This is a genomic window from Mesorhizobium sp. L103C119B0, assembly GCF_000502235.1.
Classification (GTDB): domain Bacteria; phylum Pseudomonadota; class Alphaproteobacteria; order Rhizobiales; family Rhizobiaceae; genus Mesorhizobium.
Genome location: NZ_AYXE01000032.1, coordinates 1 through 18933 on the forward strand (window position 1 = coordinate 1; position 18933 = coordinate 18933).

Sequence of the window (18933 nt, forward strand, 5' to 3'; positions counted from 1 at the left end):
CTTCATCAGTCCGTCCTTCGATCAAGGCCCGGACTCTAATCTCAGATGGAGGAAAAACTCAGTGGCAGGTCACTGCCACCACATTCAAGCACGAAGAAATCGAACAGGAAGGGGTCGTTCAGCGCAACCAGCGCCTTCTTGCCCCATTCCCAATGGGCGTCTTCAGCATTGACCTCTGCTAACGTCTGAAGGGAAGCCTTAGCCTCCCTCCGACGCAACTCAAAAAGAGGTCGCCAGCGTCCTTCGATATGCGCGAGATTCGTGCTGTCCAAGCCATGATACAGGTGTGCATCTTCGTACAGGCCTGTGGCACGATTTTTGAGAAAGACTCGATCGATCAGCCCTTTCATAGAACCATAAGCTCTACTTTTTCTGATTTATCCGCGCTTTCGACGAACACCTTTTCGCCCCGCGCCAGTCGATCATCGACTGATTTGTAGAGCCGCAGCGCTTGGCGAACGAGTGCGGTTTTAGACAACCCTTTTTCTTCACACATGGTTTCAAGGACGCTCATTTCTGCGTCCGACAAATTAAGCGTCATCGTACGCTTCACAGGCGCTTCTCCCTAACCAGCACTCTCCATGTAGCTATAAAGTCCATACCTGTCAATCAAAAAACAACCATTAACTAGCCAATTAATAGCTAGACATTGGCTAAAAACTCCATATATGATTTGTGCAGAATGAGAAACAAGGAGGGTTCAATGCCTGACGTAACGAACTTTACATATAAGCTGGATGGTCGCGTGATCGCCACCAATGACGCCATAATCTCAGGTCGCGAGGTCCGCACCATCGGCGGGCTCAATCCAGCTAGCGGTTATATTCTCATCCAGATTGCGGACGGGTCGACGCGTTCGATCGGGCTTGAGGAGCCGACCGACCTGCGACAGATGCCGCAGCCTGAGTTCCTTTCATTCGAAGGTGATCGGACCTTCTCCCTCACCGTCAACGAGCGCGGCTGGGAATGGGGGGCGGCCAAACTCTCCGCAGCTGACATCTACCGTTACGCCAGCATCGATGAGGAACTCGAGCTAATCCTGGACAGCGCCGGCGACGCGGTCATTCCCGCTGATGGCGAGGTGACTCTGGGCGGACAGGGAGTCGAGCGCATCCGCAGCCGCGAAGCGAAGACGGTGGTCATCAAAGTCAACGGGCGACCGCGTACGGTGCCCAAGAAAAAGCTCAGCTATCGTGAGGTTGCACTTCTCGCCTACCCTGACGCCGACTTCGAGAAATTCAAGTACACGATAACTTACCTGAAAGGTGTACACGGCGCGGAAGGTGATCTGGTGGAGGGCGAAAAGATCGAAGTCAAGAATGGGATGGTCTTCAATGTCCGCCGATCTGATAAGTCGTGATCCACATCTGAAGCAACTGCTGGACGAGGGGTTTGAGCTTGAGATGCGCGACCTCGTCCTCCTCGTTCACAGCGTGCCCTATGTGAAGCGGGACATGTCGCTTGGTCGAGGCACACTTGTCTGCACTCTGTCGCTGGATACGGAAGGCCTGACCTCGACTCCACTGACGGACCACACCATGTGGTTCGCCGGCGAGACGCCTTGCCATCGCGATGGCACGCCAATGACAAATATCATCCATAATAGTCAGGAAGCGACTGTGGGGTCGGACATCAAGGTCCACCATTATTTCTCGTCGAAGCCAGAAGGCACCGGCCAGTATGCCAACATTTACGACAAGGTTGTCACCTATGAGTCTCACCTCGGTGCTGCTGCGCGGTCTCACGACAAGACCGCCAACGCGCGTACAGGCGTCACGTTGGCCAGTGCGGAGGACGATAGTCCCTTCGCGATTCCCGATTCTGCGTCAGTCCGCTACGGAATCCTCGCCGCCAACCGCAAACTCAGGGGCAGCATCGCGATCATCGGCCTCGGCGGAACCGGTGCCTATCTGCTCGACCTCGCCGCCAAGACCCGTGTTGCCGAGATCCACATCTACGATGACGACCAGCTTCTCAACCACAATCTTTTCCGTTCGCCTGGTGCTCCCGAACTGGTGCTAGCGAAGAATTTCCCCCGCAAGGTAGATTATTACGCTGCGCTCTACGCGCGCATGCACAAGGGCGTGAAGCCGCACACCACTCGAGTGACGGCTGACAACATTGACGAATTTTCAGCCTATGACTTCGTATTTGTCTGCGTTGATAAGGGATCGTCGCGGCGCGTGATTGCCGAAGGGCTGGTTCGCCTGGGCATTGCATTCGTCGACACTGGCATAGGTATAGGGCTGGACGACAACACGCTCGACGGTTGCGCAAGGGCAACGTTTATTGCCCCTGGCATGCCGTGGGCGGAAGTGGCTACCCATCTGTCGTTCGGTGACGACGACGAAGAGGCCGATGTGTACGGAACCGAAATCCAGATCGCCGAACTCAATTCTTTGAACGCGATTATGGCGGTCATGCGCTGGAAACGCTGGCTGACCTTCTATCGTGATGAGCGCAACGAAAGGAACGCGACATACATGATCGAGGGCAACAATATCACAAACCGGGTGACATGATGGCTCGGGTGGATTGTCTTACAACGGTCTTCGTCGAAGACATTCCGGAACAACTGGAAGACGGTGTCCTTTACGTGTCGCGCGAATGCCACGTCGCGCTGCATAATTGCGCGTGTGGGTGCGGCGAGGAGGTTTCAACACCGCTCGTTCCGACTGAATATGACCTCATTATGGAAGACGAGGGAGCCTCGATATGGCCGTCGATCGGCAATCACGACTTCCCTTGTGGCTCGCACTACATCATTAAAAGCGGCCGCATCCAATGGGCCGGCAAGATGTCTCGCGCGCAGATCGAAGCGGGCCGCGTCCATGACCGTCTGCTCAAGCGCGGCGCCCAGCCGAAGGGGCTCAGGGCCATCGTCGCATGGTTCAAGCGCCTGTGGATCAAGTTCATTGGCTAATCAACGTTTGCCATGGGGTCGGCCGCAATTTGCGGTCGGGCTGGCGCCGACACGGCTGTCCTCCGATTGGCTCCAAGTAGGTCTAGGAAGCCGGTAGTCGTTGATGTTGCAAATCTGAATGAAGGGCAGGTTTCAGGGAAACGGTTACCTGGCGGCGTTGTCCAAATGAGGCGCGAAGCCCGATCTTTCATCCAGGAGCACCCGGACAACGCCGAAACTCGCTCGTCAGGGCCGGAGATCGCTTCGTTTCTGTGAAGTCGGTCGATTAGGGATTCATTTTGGTCGGTACCCATCCAATTCTGAATGAACCGAATTTGGCGGTCTGACCGGCCGAACAGATAGTCGACCGTGAACAATCCAGCCCCTAAGCGGCGACCGGCTTGGGCCGGAGTTGGAAGAGAGCGATCAAGAGCGACAAAAAACCCTTCAGCCACCTGAGCAGGAGGGAGAAGTTGTAGCCGGCGGCGGCCAGGATGGCGTTGACGGCGTCGCCCTGCTGGCCGGCGAGGTAGTTGCGGCCCATGCGGTGCTCGGCCTTGATGTGGCCGATCACCGGCTCGACCGCCGACCGCCGCCGCATCTGGCGTTTGATTGCCGGGGTGACGCGGCGTTTCTGGCCGCTGGTGACGACCCTGAACCTGTGGCTCTGGGGTGCGTTGTGGCCGCGATAGCCGGCGTCGGCAAGGATGCGGCCGATCTCGTTGCCGATGGTCTCTTCGATATCGGGGATGACGCTTGCCAGCGTGTGGCCGTCATAGGGATTGCCGGGCAGTGCTTTTGCATGCAGGGCGAATTGGCCGCCCTTGGAGCGCTTCAGCGTGGTGGCCACCGAGGCCTTGACGCCGAACTCGTAGGGCATGTGCGCCTTGCCCTCGAGAACGGTGGCGGCCTGGTAGAGCGGCCATTTGAAGAGCGCGTCCAGCCCCGCATCGCCGGCAATCTGGCGACCGATGTCGCGAATGGTCCGGCCGAGATAGGTCTTGAGCCTGCGCAGCGCCTTGTTGGCCCGCTTGAACTGCTTGGCGTGGGCATAGCGCTGGTGCTTGATCAGCGCCAGCTTGCCGACCCGCACATAGCTCTGGCGCAAATTGAGCCCCGTCTTCCTGGCCAGCCGCACCAGCCGTTCACGCGCCCGGTGAATGAGCTTGGCGTCGGTCGGGAACATGACGTTCTTCGGCTGCACGGTGGTGTCGACGATCACCTGGCGCGTGTCGGCCGGCTTCATCGCCCCGGTCTTGACCGCAAGGCTGAGGCTCTCCTGCAACAGCGCCATGATCCGCTCCTCGCCCATGCGGCCGCGCCAGCGCGTCATCGACGAGCGATCGAACGGCAGCGCGTGGCAGAAGAATTCCTCGCCGCAAAGGTACTGGAAGTAGATCCTATGCAGGGGGCCTGCGGCTGGGGCAGCTTTGCTCCCTCTCTCGGCGAAAGACAGGAGGATATCCATGACCGCCAATCCATCGGTGCAGTCCGTTACGCGGATAACGAACACATGCTTTATGGCAATCGAGCTCAGCCGGACAAATTGGCTGGTAGGTCTCCTTACCCCGCTCTCGGACAAGATATCTCTCCGAAAGATACCTTCTGGGGACACTCAACAACTGTTCGAGATAGTCGATCATGCCATCGAGAAGGTTTCCCGCATGATCGGGCGAAAGCCCGAGAGAGGTTCTGGGCATGGAGGTCGGCACGTCTGAGGCCGAGCCGATCTGGACGGAGTTCCTGCGCAAGCTGACCCGCCGTGGCCTGCGCGGCGTCAAGCTCGTCGTCTCCCATGCCCATGAAGGCATCAAGGCGGCCGTCACCAAGGTGCTGTGCGCGACATGGTAGAGGTGCCGCGTCCACTTCATGAGGAACGTGCTGGCCCATGCCGGCAAGAGCGGGCGCCGCGTCGTCTCCGCTTTCATCGCCACCGCCTTCGCCCAGGAAACGCCCGGGGCTGCTAGCACGCAATGGCGCGCCGTTGCCGACCAGATCCGGCCGAAGGTGCCGAAGCTGGCGACAATCATGGACGACGCCGAGCCCGACGTGCTTGCCTACATGACTTTCCCCAAGGAGCACCGCGCCAAGCTGCACTCGACCAACCCGATCGAGCGCCTCAACGGCGAGATCAAGCGGCGCACCGAGGTCGTCGGCATCTTCCCAAATGACGACGCCATCGTCCGCCTGGTTGGCGCGATCCTGCTCGAACAGAACGACGAATGGGCCGTGCAGCGCGCCAGATACATGACGCTGGAAACCATCAGCCAAATGAGCGATGATCCGTCTGATCAGCCTGCCAGCCGTGGCACGCTGATCAGCCCGGCCCCATCCCGGAGAGCGCGGCGACCAAGCCGTCAGCTACAAGGGACACGATCTCGGGCGACGCCGCCGAGAAGGTTGCTTTTTATCTAATCACCGAGCTTGCGCGGAAACCCAACTTACATACTCGGCTGGTTCAAGCGCTTCGAATTCGCATTGCCAACAGGTTTGCTCGGTGTCGAATCCCCGTCAGAGCCAAGGCGATTGGGTTTGCCTCATGATTCTCGCGCCATAAAGCCTATCCTGAAGGGTTTCGCTTCTGCTCTTGATGGCTTGGTTCAGCACGGTCAGGTTCGTGTCCCAGTGTCGCCCGACCGGAGTCGTGAGCAGCTCAATATCCTTACCCTTGATCCAAAGGTTGCCTCGCCCGTCGATCGTCTTCGCGAGAACTTCGTGGGCGGCAAATGCGGTCGCTTGATCAGCGGCGTGTAGGTAGCGTCGATACCACTCGCGCGCCCATCTGTTTCGACGATAGTGATCACTGCCAGTCGCGTAAACCTCGGCCAGCCAGCCTGTTCGTGGCTTCCTCGCCTCGAACTCGGTCCATATCTTTTCGAATGCGGGTGTCAGATCGCAGAAACCCAGGAGCGTATAAGCCCGCGCGATCCGGGCCGCATCGCCACTGGCCTCGTCATCTCGGATGGTGGCCTCAAGCCAGCTCGATTGGCCGTGCTGGATGGCGGCCCTCGCCATGTCAAGCAACACATTGTCAGTCGTGCAGAGGTCAAGAGCCTCCCGGCGTCCTTCATCTCCGGCAGCGCATGCTGGCGCCTCAACTGGCAACAGGGTTATCCGAGGGTTCTTTATGATGCCTCGGTCCCTTGCGTCATTCAACTTCCGCCACAACGGGATGCCAGCCGCGGGCAAGGATCGAATGAGTCCCTCACACAGGGCAATGAGAGGAAATTCATCGAGCGTATCAACGTTCGAAATGTGGTTACGCTCGTCGAGCCAAGCGTTCAACCAGGCCACGAGGCTCGCCCCTTGCTTCGCAATCAAGATGGTCATCGGCAGGTCGTGGTTTGCCCAATATCTCGGGTAGGACCAGGAGCCTCCCTTTTGATCCAGCCTATCGAAGGCACCGCGAACGAAGTCATGATATTTTTGCAGCGCGACCGGGTCTTCAGGATTTCGTTGAAGCATGACGGCCCAGATTTCGGGATCCGCCTCTTCCATCAGTTCCGGGCGTTGCAGAATCTCGCTTGCAGCCAGCAACGCCAATGATCCCCGGCAGCGGTCTTTGAGGTTGTTCGCTTCCGCAGCTTTCCATCCGCTATCGGCGATCGCCTGCAGCACCTGAGTGTCGCGTGTCTCTGGTGCCAGTTCGAAAGCGGCGCCGCGTATTTCTGCGTCCACGCTGCTGACAAGTGGCGCCAAATCTGACCAACCATCCAGAGCCTCTTCATCAGCTATGGCGCCCAGGAGCAGAAGCCCGCTGAGCACGTCATCGCGAGGACCGGTTAGCGGGAATCTGGAAAGGCGCGATCGTATGGCTGATTGTCCACAACGCAGCAGCACCTTCTCGATCCTGGCGAGGATCGGCAGCTTCAGACAATCGTCGAGCACTCTATCCAGCAGTTGTTCCGGTTCGAGGTCCCAAAGACGCAATTCCAGCTCGCGTGCTCGCCACCAAGGAAGATCATCGTCCTTGGCGATGGCCGAGGCGTCGATCAAATCCTTGATGGCATCGGCGATTAGAAGTCTCTCCTCCTGTCTATACAGTAGCGAAAGTCGGTTGGCCTCGGCCACAAGACGTTGCAATTCGAGTTCGTTTCGCCCCGGGGCGCTCAGGGCCGCCAAGCGAACGATTTGTTGCAGGAGATTTGGGTCTGTGCGGGCCAACATAGCTTTTAGGCGCTCAAAACGATTGTCGTCATCACTCGACTGGCGCCCGAGCAGCCAAAGCTGGTCGCCTGCGAACTTGGCATCATGGTTCGCTACGCATGCGTTCGGATCAAGCGGACTTTGGGTATCCGCGCGGTCTGCAAATAGTGTAGGTGATTTGTCCTTTACTAACGCAGCCAAGTGCGTCCCGGCGACAGCGTCTCCAAAAGCCTCCAGAAGCCATTGCCCGCCAGTTAGCGCAATGTCATCACCTGTTGCGGTCAGTTCGTCCACGGCTTTCAGCAGCGCGGCATGAAAATCGCCAGATTTGCCGCCGCCCAGGCGCAAGACCCAGGCCAGCTCCTCGAAATGATTGGCGGTGGCCATGATTGCCCGGCTGATTGCCCAGGCCAGGAACGCGTCAGTGAATGCCTGCAGCGGCAGGAACGAAAGAATCCCGAACACCCGGTGAGCGAGCCAACTCACGTCGCCCGTGGCCACCAGTTCAACGGTCGGGCAGGTCGACGATATCGGCGAGTCATTCCATCGTTTCAGGTTGTCATGAGTTCGCTTGCGATTTGTGACCGATCGCTCGGAGTTCGGATCAATCTTACCAAGGAAGCGTCCGTCGTCTGGGTCTGCCCAGAGCCATCCCAGCCAGATCGTCACCTGCCTGACGAGGCGTGGCGCGATCTCTGCGAAGGAATGGGCTCGTGCCAGTCCCTTGATAAGGATTTCATCCATCGATCTGTTGCCGGACCGGGCGAGCCAGGTCTCCTCAGCAATCTGGCAAAAAAGTTCAAAATCCAGGCCGATCAAACGCCAGAAAGCATCATAGTCCACCTGAGAGAAGTTTTGTTCGGCTACCCACCGATGAACGATGGCACGCCGAGCAGGCCGGCCGACAAGCCCGTCCAGGAGCGCGATTGTTGCTGTCGCTCGCAGGATCGAAACGCCGAGCCGTTGCCCCTTGTAGGGATCTACGAACGTGGCGATGATGGCAGCGGCCTCGCCTTCATCGCCCAGGCCTCTCAGTTCAGCCGCCAATATTAGGCCGAGCACGAAAGGCGTAAGCTCCTTGCGGAGTTTAAACCGATGAGGACCGTCACCTGCTTCCAGCCAACGCCCGGCGATCAGCTCCGCCACGGTTTCGCGAAGGTCGTCCTGGCCCTTGCCGCTCTCCCGGCCCAGTTTGGTAACCAGATCAACGCGGGTGAACATTGCGTCATCGAGCGAAACCTTCACGCCGCTGCCGAGATCGCGGATGAAATCTCGGAATTCCTCATCGGAAATCGCCAGCGCTGCTCCGCGCCGACCTACCCTGTGCTTCCAATCTTCGTATGCGAGCCGCTCGGGCGTTATGTCGCCTGTTGGCGCGAGGGCCTCACGCCGTTCGATAGCCAACTGGGAGAGACGCGGCACCTTCATAAGATCCAGCATCCGATCTCCAAACGCCTCACCCTCCACCGCGTGCAACTTCAACAGCGCTTTCAGCTCGTCGTTGCTGAAGGGACCAACACGAATTTCATCCGGACGGGGAGCCAACGGCGCCAGCCTGTGCAGATCGGCCCAATGGTCTGGCCAGCAGCTGGTCAGAACGGCAAAGCGACCTTTCCAGCGCTCGTCGTAGAGCGGTTGCAGGAAATCCGACCAATCGCGTTTTCGCCAATTCTGGTTCAGTCCATCGACGACCAGAATGAACTGCTGACCGGCGAAATCGGCGCGCTGCCAGAGCCCAACTCTGCGTAGCCAGAACGTCGCATCGCCATGGCCGAGCCGTCTGGCTAGAACCTTGGCCAGCAGCTCCTCGGCGTTGTCGTCCCGGACGTCATTGGCCGAGACGAAAACCGACAGAGGCAGATTACGGCCGTCTGCGGAATTCGCTGCCCACCAGGACAAGAAGGACCAGGTTTTCCCCATGCCTTCATCGCCGAGCAGAACCGCAGGTCGACCGCTGATGAGCCATTTGTCGAGCTGTTCGTTCAGCGATGGCCGTAAGACTTTCCTCACGGCAGGGTCATGCAGATTGTTAAAGCTCCCGCCAAGACGTGATGCCGCGTTCATGGGATTGGACAAACCAACCTCAATCCAGGTCTTCATGGCGCTCACAGCTGCCGCATATCCGATATCGGCGTCCAGCAGCCTTTGGCGGACCCTCTCGCGAGACTTTGCGAAATCCGGGTGGGATCCAATTGCTCTGACCACGTCCCGCAGAGATCGGTCGTTCCCAAAGTGGCGCGCCATGGCGACTGGCGCTTCAAGGCAAAGGACCGCCAAGTCGGGAAGCGAGTCTTTGTGGCTTGGCCAATCGAGGACCAGCACAGCTACTCCCAGGCGGTTTCCGATGTCTCGGAGCGCTTCGATATCGGTGACCGGGATCTCCCGCGAGGCAGCCAGTATCCATAGATCGACAGGGTCGCTTTGAAGAGCGGAGTCGACGACCTTTGCCTTCATCTGATCAAGGCTAAGCCGTGTTTTCGCGCCATATCTTTTGGCTTCCAGACCGAGGCGAAATGTATTGTGCTCGATCGTCCGGACATCGGATCCTGCCTGCGGGCCTGATTTGGCCAACCTGAACAGCTGACCTGTGGTTTCTGACAGGACGTCTCGCATGAGACCTTCAAATCCACTCGTGCCGGTCGCTTCGAGTTTGCGAAGTCGAGCCGCCAACAAAGTTTTTGCGCGAGCAAAGTCCATCAAGCTTGGTTTTTGGCCGGCGGAAGTGGTCATAAATCCCCCATGGGTTTCAGTCATTGATGGTTGTACTCACGCAGACGACGTGATCTGCAGAATCTGGATATGAATGCTCTGCAAGATTCGAGGTCGAATTCATGAGTAAGCTGACGGAGGCGTTGAGCCAGGACAAGCTCGGTGTTTGCCTTAAATTGGAGGCCTCCGAGGTCAAGCGCGTCTATAGGACCACTGAACTCCTTCCCGACTTCGATTTCATCCCGTACGACGGGGGAACCGATAAGGACTACCCAGTCTGGCACGAGTTCGATCTCTCGGACGAAGCGATTTTCATCCATAGTTTGATACTGGACGACTATGGGTACTTCGTTGACGATGACCCGCACGATGATCCCGAATATGAGCTACCGAAAGCAACTTCTGAAAGCACAGGGAAGCTTGCCTTGGAACTCCAGATGGCAGACCGCTTTGGGTGCCGAGCACTGGTCAGGGGAAGCTTGTCTGGTACTTCCATGGAAATGAACATGGATGTGCGCTTCAATTTCATCGTGGCCTCCTACTCCGGAGAAAGCAGTCGTATCGGATATGCTGCGGAAGCGATTGCCGAAGGTTTCGCGTTCGAGGAAGAGGGAAAGCTCAAGCAGGCATTTTTCTCATATTTTTCGGCACTCGACAGCTTCGTTGAATCGGAGCGTGAGAAACTCAACAAGGGGCAATCCGACGATCAGCGGATCAAACCTGACATCCGACTGATGCAGAAACTGCAGGCGATCATAAAGGCGAACATGCCACCATCTGTCGGCGGCCTCGATAAAGTGAAGATATGGGGAGACGTTAAGAACGGTTTCGACAAGTGCGAAAAACTCAGAAACGCTATCGCTCACAACACGAAAACAGAGCCGATTGCTAAGGCCGACGTTGATCTGTGCTTTGCCGTCGCCGCCATCATCGTGGCGATGGTTAGTGATGATCTCTACGAAGAAAAAGAGATTAGGGAGCACTACGTTGTAGAAAGCGACTGAGTCGGAGTTACGAAATTAAGGCGGATTGGCAGCTTGCGGCATCCACTGGCCATCCGCGGTGCAGGCTTACCAGGAAAGCCGAGACACAAGTCCGCTAAGGGCTAAAAGCAGTCCTACCGGAGCGCAGGAGCGGCGGCAATGCGGTCGAGAGCCGAACCGCAGCCTTCCGCCATCCGCTCCCATAAGCGGACTGACCGCTGTCGACCCCTAGGAGGACAGTCAGACGGTTCTACAATTGACCATCGACTGGGGTTCTATGGAAGCTTTTCGAACTTTTTGTCTGGCTCCTCCAGCCAAATTGCGCGCGCTCGCGCAGGAGGCTGGGTTCACAGAATTTCCCATCGGATAATCTTAATTGACATCCGAATGTGGAGTTCAAGTCGGAGGAGGGCCGGCGTGCCGTGTTCAGATCCAACTCGTTTCAACCGCTAATGACATTCCTGTTAGGCGTCATGCGCTTTGGGCCTCCCAAGCGATAAGAATCGGAGTATGTGCGCGCGCTCCTTCACCGCCGTCGCTGACATCTCGCATATCCCGCGCCTGCAGCATCTAGTCGCAGGCACGATAGGCGTGGGGATCCTGCCCGGCAAAGCCAAACCGCGGCTCACGGTCTTGCCGGGCGGAAGGCCGGACGATGCCGCATGATACATTTCCTCGCCTTCACCCTCGCCGCGGGCGTCGTGCTGGCGCTGGCTTGGTGGTCGCTATGAAACGATGTCGAACAGACAGCCGGCGGGCAGTCGGTCAAGACGCCGCTGCGGCAGTCTTGGTTTCACTGGGCGTCAATCCCGGTAGATCTCTCGCCATAGCGAAAGAGATTCAGGACTCAGGGATGTCCGCCGCAGTTCAGCGAATTGTTGGCGAGCGCGCTCAAAGTGACGTTCATTCAATGGAGCGCGGATGGCAGCATCTCGAAACGCCTCGTGACCAGTTTCTTCGTAGATTTTCTGGTTTAGCTCTTCATTTACTTTTGGCGGCGCGAGTACAATTTCGGTTACGCCAATGAGCTGTCCGCACCGATACGCCCTAAGTCAGGGCTCCTCCGCTAAGAAGTCCTTCACTATTGGAGGAGGTCCATCGTGGTGAGTTCAACAAGACCGGCGATCTCTACTCCCCAGCAACACATATGCAGAACGTTGCTGCGAATGGTCGCAGCCCGTCAAGAAACTCTATCAGGTGCTCATCGGGTGGTTTCGGTCGGTCGTTGTCAGCCATCACTACACGCCGGGACGCTATCGAGACGTTTTAGCTAGGATCCTTCTTTTTGCTTGCTGGCAACTCAAGTGGGGAGACAGCTGCATCTTTGGGTCCGAATGTGATGTCGATCCAATCGTCGTCACTTGGTCGGCCGCTCACCAGCTCGGTCTTGACGATCATCCTTCCATCGCGGTGGCATTGTGCCAGCCTCTCTGAGATCCAAAGACGGTCCTCGTCGCCGTCCAAAATCGATCGAGCGTTGCCGCCAGCGAGTATTTCGCCGAGCGATCGCGCGGGGATGCGAAACTTGTCGTCTCCCATAGTCGTCCAGCCTCCTCGAAAGCCAATACTTGTCGCTGTGTTCATGCGATTGAGGTAAGCACTCTCAATATTCTGGAGCGGGGAATCCAGCTTGGCTAACGCTTCCCGTACTAGGCGATCGACTTTGTCACGAATTGCCTCATCGCGAGCCATGACGCTATGGCTGACCCTGTACGTCGCCCGTCGTGATCGCAGAGACGGTGCCATCCGATCTGTCGGATCTCGCTCCTGCTCCACGGAAAAGAGCACGACGAAGTCGAGCCACGACGACGAAGCGATATAGCGGCGTACTATGTCATGTATCGGGAAAGTTTTATGTGCTGCCCCTTTTGTCCAGAGCTCCGTGCCGCCATCGCAAAGGTAAACCTCTGAGGGACCCTTCCGGTGATGACTCCAACTGCGGTCGAGCACCGTCGAGAGCGCTTTTTGCAACAGAATCGACCTCGCGATCGTGTCTGCGATGTGTCGTGAAATGCGCCGAATTCCAACCAAGCGTCGGAAAGTCATGGCGGCCAGGCGTGAACGATATTTTGGTCGGCACGCCGTCGAAAACGATCAAATATTCGAAAGGGCGTTTAAAATCGCCGCCCTGCAGTCTCAGGTCCAAGGCAATCTGTTTTGTGATCTGAGCAATATCTGCTTTCGGTGGCAGCACAGGGACTGACACCAATTGGCCATCTATCGAAGCCTTGCGTGATCCGAAATCAACTTGAAAATTCCCCATCACCGGCAAGCGGCGCAATATCTGATCCGAAAAAGTTTCAATAAAGAATTCAATCGGATAGTCGTGGTGAGCTTGATCATCAGAAATCGCCTTTACGTCGGCATAGATAAGATGCTCTGGCAGCAAGATATCAGGCTTCTTCCCGTTGGCGAGCGTTGGCTCAACCTTGGCGTTGTGCGCCAGAATATGGCCGGCCAAAAGGTAAAGCTCCCAGACTCCAGGTATCCCGTTCTTGTTCGGTTTCTCCACCGCGTTGATAAGGGAACGCAACTGCGAATCCGGTGTGTGACCAGAGACCGTATCAATGACGGATTGCAGCGTACGTCGGGAGAAGATGAGCATCGCAACCTGTGATGGCTGGTCGTCGTTTCAAAATTTGGCGGTCGCGGAGAAATCCGAATTTATTACTATCGCTTTGCTCGGCGCCATCCGGCCGCCCGCGCCTCTGCTTCGCTGCAGAACCATCGCTCACCATACTGCGGGCTGATTTTTGTCTCGGAGTAGTGTTGCTGTCCGGGTACATGGTAGATGTGCTCGCCGGTGTTGATGCTGATGTTGCCCTTGATCGTGCATCCCGCACCCGTGGACAATAGAGAGGCGTTTGGAGATGTATCGTCATCAACTTCGTCGGTAAGCTGCATGAGGCTGGGCGTCGCGCCGATGATGCCGGGGTTCTGCGAGACGACCACGGCTACGGGTACCGTGCAAACAGATACTCAAGCCGCCATAAGCCGCGCCGCCGCTTCTTGGCGTTCTTGCGCCGCTGGTCAGCCAGGTCGGCACCGATATGATGCTGGATTTTCCCCACGCCCTCTCACCCCGAATGAAGGATGCGACTGTTTCGGCTTAGAGTCAGTCCAGAAATTGAGCAGATAGCAGAGCGTGAAAAGAACCTTGCGGAGCTAAAAGTCAAGCAAGCTGGCCCCGCCGATGACACCGCCAAACCACGGCGTTCGGTGCCGCAGTTCAAGTACTGGACTGCCCACAAAAAGAAGGGCCGGACGGGCCAGGGTGGGAAAAAAAGGCAGAGGAGGCCTTCCGGTGGCATTTCGAGCCCGGTAAGGATCTGAAAGATTACCGGGTGCGATCCGGCAATGAGGCACCAGAGCGGACACCGACGCAGACAGGTACTGATATGCGGATAACGCCAGAAGAGCTTCTTAATTTCGGAATTTTCCACCCTCACGCCGTCGACCAGTACATGGTCGCCATGACGAAGAAATCTCGCTTTGTTCATTACTGCAGCGCCGAGACCGCTTTTCACATCGTGAGGTCCAACAGAATGCGGCTTCGCAACGCGAAGGTGATGAACGACTTTATGGAAATCGAACACGGAAGCAGCTGTTTAGCGAACGCCTGGGACAGTCCTGACGGCGATCGGTTTCGGCAAACTATCGATGGCCTGTTTGAAGGCATTTCCCAGGAAATAGCCGACCTTCTCAGGGGCTGGGTTCCCCTTTTCGGAAGGGAAACTTACATAAGCTGTCTCTCGGAGCATGACAGCGATGAAGACGATCTCGGACGCCTCTCAATGTGGCGAGCCTACGGCGGGCCTTCTGGCGTGGCTGTGGTCTTAAATCCAGAGGCGTTCTATTCATCCAGTACGGTTCTCGGCGTCGTGTCATCGCCGGTAGCGTATCTCGATGAGCGGGGGTTCGTAACGCAATTCAATCGGGTGACGGATGGGATTAAAACCCACCAAGACATGCTTAAGGCAAATGGCCGGCAAGCGCTTATCAACTCGCTGTTTAATGCATTCCGTTTTGCGGTTCTTTGCACCAAGCACCCCGGCTTCAAAGAGGAGCGCGAGTGGCGCGTCATTTTCGACCCGCGGTTTTCGACAGAGCACAAGCTCGTGAAGAGCATCGAGCTAATACGGGGGGTGCCGCAAGTCGTATACAGCATTCCTTTCAAGGACTACCCGGAGGAGGGATTTGTTGGTGCGGAGCTGCCCAAGCTAGTCGATCGCATAATCATCGGCCCAACCGAGTTTCCTGACCAACTGCGGGAGGCGACGGTCGCGCTTTTGGAAGAGGCAGGCGTGCCAGATGCTGACAAGAAGGTCGTTTGCTCAACGATACCTCTCAGGCAGTAGACATCGGCGGATAGTGACCAGGGGGGATTATGGCCAAGAAAGAAGCGAAAAAGCTTTGCTTTGTAGTCGGGCCGATTGGTGGCGATGATAGCGACGAAAGAATTCACGCGGACTGGTTCCTTGAGGGCATCGTTGAACCGGTTTTTGCCGAGCATTTCCCTGAGTTTGAGGTGAAGCGGGCGGACAAGATCGCAGAACCAGGCCGCATTGATGCCCAGGTCATCACCGCCCTGCTGGACGCTGAATTGGTTGTGGCTGATTTAACAACTCTGAACCCGAACGCCTTTTATGAAATCGGGATCCGGCACATGACCCAGAAGCCCATTATCCAGTGCGCCTGGAAAAGCAGCCTATTCCCTTCGATATTGCGTCATTCCGCACACTCAGCTTTTCCCGGAAAAGACCTAAAGACCTAGAGCTTGCTCAGGGCGCGCTCAAGATGGCTATTGAGGCAGTGCTGGCCGATGGGTACGAGGTGGACAACCCGGTCACATTTTCTCGCGGGAAAGTGGAGTTCGCACAGTCGGCCACGCCTGCAGAGAAGATCTTTCAGAATCAGCTCGATGCAATTCTAAACCGGGTCAGCGCGCTCGAAAGGCCTGAGCAGGGGTTCACTCGCGCGGCAGCTTTTAGGTTCGGCAAGGCTGGGAATATTTCTCCGCAGACCTACACGTTAGGCATACAGGGCAATGGACCAGATGCTCCTGCCCGTATTCAGGGCTTTATCGATCGCATTATGACAGAAAAATTCCAGCGGATGAGTGTCACTTCGGATGGAGGTGACTTTACGCTGGTAGAGGTCACTGAACTGCCAAATCCCTCCCTCATGAAGATGCTTAGGTCGGAAGCGAGTAAGGTCGGCCTCACCATCGGGCAAGCCTAAGCTGGCATCGGCGACGGTATCGAGGCTGACTTGCTCGCAACCTGGCGCCCTCATTACCGTCGCTCCGCCCGCTACGGCGGACGAGGCAGTGGCGCTGGCGGAACGGCTGGTGGAGGACTTGCGTCAGTGCAGTCGTGGATCACCGCCACGGAACAGGCGCTGGCAGTAGCGGGGAGCGTGGGGCTGAATCTGTCGGCGAAACCCGAGATGGCTCCGGCCGATCGCGAAACCCTGATGGCAGCGCTCCGATCTCTTTCTGAGGTTCTGATGCCGAGCGTCCACCGCGGCACCGAACTGGAGGAGGACGTGATGAAGCTGTTCGCAGCCTTCAACGTGTACAACGGCGACCAGGCGAAGATGCGAGCGCAGGTGCAGGCCCGGAGCGAGGAGCTGGAGGGGAATCAGCCTGCAAGCCGTCAGAATGGAATTTCGTCGTCCAGCTCTCGGCTTGCGCGCCTGAAGTCCTGGATTTGCTTCCTTGGCTTTTCGACGCGTTTGATGTCGTCCGGGGACGGCAGCTTCTCTGGGGCGGCTTCCTTGGTCTTCGCACCGCCAAGAAGCTCATTGATACGCTTCAGCAGCTCGTTGGCTGGTTTCAAGGCGTTGGCGCCTTTGTTGATGAGGTCGGCGATGGAGATGCCCATCAGCATCCCGTTGTCGAACCGCGTCCGCGCGCGGTCAACGTCCGCGTCGAACGCGTTGAGATTGGAAAATAGCGAGTTCTTTTTGCCGACTTCAAGGTCGGCGGCTTCAACCAACTGGCGGATTTCATTGACGAGGTTGTGGATGCGAGCCTTGGTGGCAGCGTCCAGCTCGACCGAGTAGATGGCACCGATGCGGGCCTTCTGAATCTGGATTTGCAGGACGATGCTCTTGGTGGCAAGGTCGAATTCGCGGTGGACGTTGTACGTGTTGTCGTAGTCGGGCAGCTCCCAATCTCTCAGCGCCTCGATATGCAGCGCCCTCGCGGCACCGGTAATCTTGTTCATGTGACTGATAAGGGCGAGGCGGGTGTCACCCTCCTCGTTGCCTCGGATGTCCTCGGCAAGCTGCTCATCGAACAACCCCACGAGGATGACGAACGCCTGGAACGGATTCTCCGGTAAGTTATCGAAATCTATGGGCTCTGCCATGTGCTCATCCCCCGCAAGGCACTGCAAGAGAGATAGAGAACGAACGGGAAATCTACAATGCGGTTTTGTCAGGACGAAGATTGATGGCTTCGCAATGCCGTAACGGTGTGTCGACACAATCGGCAGCCATTTTCCCGCAAGTGCATCCGGGCGTTGGTTGAGCGGTTCAGGCGGAAAAGCCATTCCATGCGTTCACGATCTGCCTGATGGCGAATTCACCATCGCATCCCCGAAAGTCCACAGGGTTGCCAACACCGCGAATAATGTCCGCAATCAGATGGCGCGAACTCTGCCAGTCGCCGACGGCTCCATGGTCTATGTGAATATGGCGATGGCGTGCCCGCTGCTCGGACTGGAACCAATATGCTGCATTACCGCGCGTACTATGTAAACTGGCATCCGACTGCCGCATCCAACTCAACGAAAAGCGAAGCTCTATCTCAGAAGTGACGTGCTACGCCGCCCTGTGGGATCACTGAAGCGGCTCTTACCGGTAGTCGTACACCGAGTGGTAAAAATAGATCTCTCGTTTGATAAGCTTGGCGGCCCGCACCTTCCCGCTATTTCGCTCAATCTCAACAAGAACGAGCACCTTAACAGGCTCGGCCAGTGCGGTTGTGGCAGTTTGGGCACCATGCCAAACACCCTCTTCGCTGTCGTACCCACCCTCGCTGCGGTCTTCGTACTCCAAGTCCACTTCAACCTCGACTTCGACGACCATGGTCGCAACGACAAGCTTGTCGCTCAAGGCTACGGTGGTCTCATATTCAACACTGAAGATTTGAAGCAACCGGGGGTCGAAGGCGTTACCATCAGCCAAATCGCCCATGTAAACGACTCGCGCATCCTCTAACTCAATGTCCAACTTTTTCTCGAAGGTGGTGTCAAAATCGGACTGGTTCATGGCTTGCTCGGCCGCCTGTTCGCCTTCCTCTCCTAAGTCGGCTGCGGCTCCCAAAACCTTGTGTATTGAGCTGAGGTGCAAGAACATCGAAATTCCGACCAGCGCCCTTCGATGTCGCGCGGGCGCGTATCGTGGCCTTCGATCAGGTTGCTGTAGTAGGTGTTCATGATGCGCACGAGATGGGCGAGGTTGGCTGCGGTACGCGAGTGCAGGCTTTTGCCCAAAACAGCCGACGTCGCCAGGCTTGGACACAAATCGATGCTGCCGATGATGATCATGGCCGATGTTCGGCAGGCCTATCGTACTGACAACCATGCACAAACCGTAATTGGGGGAGCCATCTGGCCGATGCTTTGGCCGATCTATGACGATCGGCCGGACTCAGACAGGTTCGAGGTGGAAAACAGGCAGCTTTAAACATGGTTCTGCCTCGGCCAGCGCAAGATTCGCCTGGAGCTTCGCTTATGCTGTGTGAGCTTGTTCTCTCGCGCCCGAATTCCCCATGGATGGCCCAAAAGCAGGCGATCCATTTGTCATTTTTAAGTGCGTCGGACTGCCAGTTGATCGCGTTCTGACCCGACTGGGATTTCAAGTTTGACCTGAAACTGACCGGGTGCTGGATGGCAGGCTTCATCCCCACCGGTCTGATATGAAACAACGTCCGGCCCCGAAGGCTAGGTGTTTGATCCCAGGCTTTGATGGCGCATACTTTTCGTCCGAATCAAAGGATGCGCTATGGGCCAGGTTCTTCATGGGAGCGCCACGACGACAGAGGCGATCCGTCGAGCGATACAGCATAGTCAAGAGAGCCTGAGGGCGCTGGCGAAGCGCTACGGCATCAAATCAGAAGACGGTTAGGAAGTGGAGGAACCGGACGTCGGCCGCCGATCTTCCGACTGGCCCCAGAGATCCGAA

General features: G+C 57.1%; 16 protein-coding genes and 3 pseudogenes. 9 read left to right on the forward strand and 10 right to left on the reverse strand.

Annotation, left to right across the window (positions count from 1 at the left end; all coding sequences use genetic code 11):
- Window positions 1–41: 41 nt before the first annotated feature.
- Both X728_RS138015 and X728_RS138010 read right to left on the reverse strand, forming a co-directional pair.
- Window positions 42–350 carry a hypothetical protein gene (locus X728_RS138015; RefSeq protein ID WP_023833134.1) on the reverse strand — a complete coding sequence of 103 codons (309 nt, stop codon included), beginning with the start codon at window positions 348–350 and terminating at the stop codon, window positions 42–44.
- Complete coding sequence (locus X728_RS138010; RefSeq protein ID WP_010913797.1) at window positions 347–553, reverse strand: ribbon-helix-helix protein, CopG family; 207 nt, start codon at window positions 551–553, stop codon at window positions 347–349. The genes X728_RS138015 and X728_RS138010 overlap by 4 nt, the downstream gene beginning before the upstream one ends.
- A gap of 150 nt (window positions 554–703) precedes the next feature.
- On the opposite strand from X728_RS138010, the gene X728_RS138005 reads away from it, so the two are divergent.
- The 3 genes from X728_RS138005 to X728_RS0136435 are packed head-to-tail and all read left to right on the forward strand — an operon-like array spanning window position 704 to window position 2923.
- A complete protein-coding gene (locus X728_RS138005) occupies window positions 704–1360 on the forward strand; it encodes a multiubiquitin domain-containing protein (protein WP_032898264.1) in 657 nt (218 codons plus the stop codon).
- Complete coding sequence (locus tag X728_RS138000) at window positions 1335–2522, forward strand: ThiF family adenylyltransferase (RefSeq protein WP_023697173.1); 1188 nt, start codon at window positions 1335–1337, stop codon at window positions 2520–2522. Before X728_RS138005 ends, X728_RS138000 begins: the two co-directional genes overlap by 26 nt.
- The gene (locus X728_RS0136435) at window positions 2519–2923 is read left to right on the forward strand and encodes a DUF6527 family protein (RefSeq protein WP_023697172.1); all 405 of its coding nucleotides are present in this window, start codon (window positions 2519–2521) and stop codon (window positions 2921–2923) included. The genes X728_RS138000 and X728_RS0136435 overlap by 4 nt, the downstream gene beginning before the upstream one ends.
- A gap of 364 nt (window positions 2924–3287) precedes the next feature.
- On the opposite strand, the pseudogene X728_RS137995 reads toward X728_RS0136435, so the two are convergent.
- Window positions 3288–4298 (reverse strand): annotated as a pseudogene (locus X728_RS137995) (IS5/IS1182 family transposase); the annotation flags it as partial.
- Between the two features lie 287 nt (window positions 4299–4585).
- Here X728_RS137995 and X728_RS01000000167345 point away from each other — a divergent pair.
- Window positions 4586–5219, forward strand: a pseudogene (locus X728_RS01000000167345) (transposase); the annotation flags it as partial.
- A gap of 194 nt (window positions 5220–5413) precedes the next feature.
- Here X728_RS01000000167345 and X728_RS137990 read toward each other — a convergent pair.
- The gene (locus tag X728_RS137990) at window positions 5414–9778 is read right to left on the reverse strand and encodes a hypothetical protein (protein ID WP_031203442.1); all 4365 of its coding nucleotides are present in this window, start codon (window positions 9776–9778) and stop codon (window positions 5414–5416) included.
- Window positions 9779–9879: 101 nt separating this feature from the next.
- Between X728_RS137990 and X728_RS137985 the strand changes: the two genes are divergently transcribed.
- A complete protein-coding gene (locus X728_RS137985; protein WP_023697168.1) occupies window positions 9880–10761 on the forward strand; it encodes a hypothetical protein in 882 nt (293 codons plus the stop codon).
- Between the two features lie 1245 nt (window positions 10762–12006).
- Here the strand turns inward: X728_RS137985 and X728_RS137980 are convergent.
- The 3 genes from X728_RS137980 to X728_RS1000000170675 all read right to left on the reverse strand — a co-directional run bounded on the left by X728_RS137980 (window position 12007) and on the right by X728_RS1000000170675 (window position 13692).
- Window positions 12007–12432 (reverse strand): hypothetical protein, encoded by a 426-nt coding sequence (locus tag X728_RS137980; protein ID WP_023833141.1) that lies wholly within the window; start codon window positions 12430–12432, stop codon window positions 12007–12009.
- A gap of 160 nt (window positions 12433–12592) precedes the next feature.
- The gene (locus X728_RS137975) at window positions 12593–13345 is read right to left on the reverse strand and encodes a hypothetical protein (protein WP_023833142.1); all 753 of its coding nucleotides are present in this window, start codon (window positions 13343–13345) and stop codon (window positions 12593–12595) included.
- A gap of 65 nt (window positions 13346–13410) precedes the next feature.
- Entirely contained in the window at window positions 13411–13692 is a 282-nt protein-coding gene (locus X728_RS1000000170675) for a hypothetical protein (protein WP_023833143.1), read from the reverse strand.
- Window positions 13693–14138: 446 nt separating this feature from the next.
- On the opposite strand from X728_RS1000000170675, the gene X728_RS137960 reads away from it, so the two are divergent.
- The 3 genes from X728_RS137960 to X728_RS1000000168020 are packed head-to-tail and all read left to right on the forward strand — an operon-like array spanning window position 14139 to window position 15981.
- Window positions 14139–15098, forward strand: coding sequence for a DUF2971 domain-containing protein (locus X728_RS137960; RefSeq protein ID WP_031196130.1), 960 nt, complete (start codon window positions 14139–14141; stop codon window positions 15096–15098).
- Window positions 15099–15127: 29 nt separating this feature from the next.
- Window positions 15128–15514, forward strand: coding sequence for a hypothetical protein (locus X728_RS01090; protein ID WP_023697163.1), 387 nt, complete (start codon window positions 15128–15130; stop codon window positions 15512–15514).
- 23 nt (window positions 15515–15537) lie between these two features.
- The gene (locus tag X728_RS1000000168020) at window positions 15538–15981 is read left to right on the forward strand and encodes a hypothetical protein (protein WP_023697162.1); all 444 of its coding nucleotides are present in this window, start codon (window positions 15538–15540) and stop codon (window positions 15979–15981) included.
- Between the two features lie 416 nt (window positions 15982–16397).
- Here X728_RS1000000168020 and X728_RS137955 read toward each other — a convergent pair whose 3' ends face one another.
- The 3 genes from X728_RS137955 to X728_RS1000000171885 form a co-directional block, all read right to left on the reverse strand.
- The gene (locus X728_RS137955; protein WP_023697161.1) at window positions 16398–17114 is read right to left on the reverse strand and encodes a hypothetical protein; all 717 of its coding nucleotides are present in this window, start codon (window positions 17112–17114) and stop codon (window positions 16398–16400) included.
- Between the two features lie 487 nt (window positions 17115–17601).
- The gene (locus tag X728_RS137950; RefSeq protein WP_023697160.1) at window positions 17602–18105 is read right to left on the reverse strand and encodes a hypothetical protein; all 504 of its coding nucleotides are present in this window, start codon (window positions 18103–18105) and stop codon (window positions 17602–17604) included.
- Window positions 18051–18296 (reverse strand): hypothetical protein, encoded by a 246-nt coding sequence (locus X728_RS1000000171885; protein ID WP_081731043.1) that lies wholly within the window; start codon window positions 18294–18296, stop codon window positions 18051–18053. The genes X728_RS137950 and X728_RS1000000171885 overlap by 55 nt, the downstream gene beginning before the upstream one ends.
- Window positions 18297–18753: 457 nt before the next feature.
- Between X728_RS1000000171885 and X728_RS1000000169730 the strand changes: the two are divergent.
- Window positions 18754–18933: pseudogene (locus X728_RS1000000169730) on the forward strand (helix-turn-helix domain-containing protein); the annotation flags it as partial.

Excerpts from the sequence above, each read along its gene's own strand:
- X728_RS138005 (WP_032898264.1), top strand. The coding sequence starts at position 704 with ATGCCTGACGTAACGAACTTTACATATAAGCTGGATGGTCGCGTGATC.
- X728_RS137955 (WP_023697161.1), bottom strand. The coding sequence starts at position 17,114 with ATGGCAGAGCCCATAGATTTCGATAACTTACCGGAGAATCCGTTCCAG.
- X728_RS1000000168020 (WP_023697162.1), top strand. The coding sequence starts at position 15,538 with ATGGCTATTGAGGCAGTGCTGGCCGATGGGTACGAGGTGGACAACCCG.
- X728_RS1000000171885 (WP_081731043.1), bottom strand. The coding sequence starts at position 18,296 with ATGATCATCATCGGCAGCATCGATTTGTGTCCAAGCCTGGCGACGTCG.
- X728_RS138000 (WP_023697173.1), top strand. The coding sequence starts at position 1,335 with ATGTCCGCCGATCTGATAAGTCGTGATCCACATCTGAAGCAACTGCTG.
- X728_RS137990 (WP_031203442.1), bottom strand. The coding sequence starts at position 9,778 with ATGACCACTTCCGCCGGCCAAAAACCAAGCTTGATGGACTTTGCTCGC.
- X728_RS138015 (WP_023833134.1), bottom strand. The coding sequence starts at position 350 with ATGAAAGGGCTGATCGATCGAGTCTTTCTCAAAAATCGTGCCACAGGC.
- X728_RS137985 (WP_023697168.1), top strand. The coding sequence starts at position 9,880 with ATGAGTAAGCTGACGGAGGCGTTGAGCCAGGACAAGCTCGGTGTTTGC.
- X728_RS137980 (WP_023833141.1), bottom strand. The coding sequence starts at position 12,432 with ATGGCTCGCGATGAGGCAATTCGTGACAAAGTCGATCGCCTAGTACGG.
- X728_RS137950 (WP_023697160.1), bottom strand. The coding sequence starts at position 18,105 with ATGTTCTTGCACCTCAGCTCAATACACAAGGTTTTGGGAGCCGCAGCC.
- X728_RS01090 (WP_023697163.1), top strand. The coding sequence starts at position 15,128 with ATGGCCAAGAAAGAAGCGAAAAAGCTTTGCTTTGTAGTCGGGCCGATT.
- X728_RS137960 (WP_031196130.1), top strand. The coding sequence starts at position 14,139 with ATGCGGATAACGCCAGAAGAGCTTCTTAATTTCGGAATTTTCCACCCT.
- X728_RS0136435 (WP_023697172.1), top strand. The coding sequence starts at position 2,519 with ATGATGGCTCGGGTGGATTGTCTTACAACGGTCTTCGTCGAAGACATT.
- X728_RS137975 (WP_023833142.1), bottom strand. The coding sequence starts at position 13,345 with ATGCTCATCTTCTCCCGACGTACGCTGCAATCCGTCATTGATACGGTC.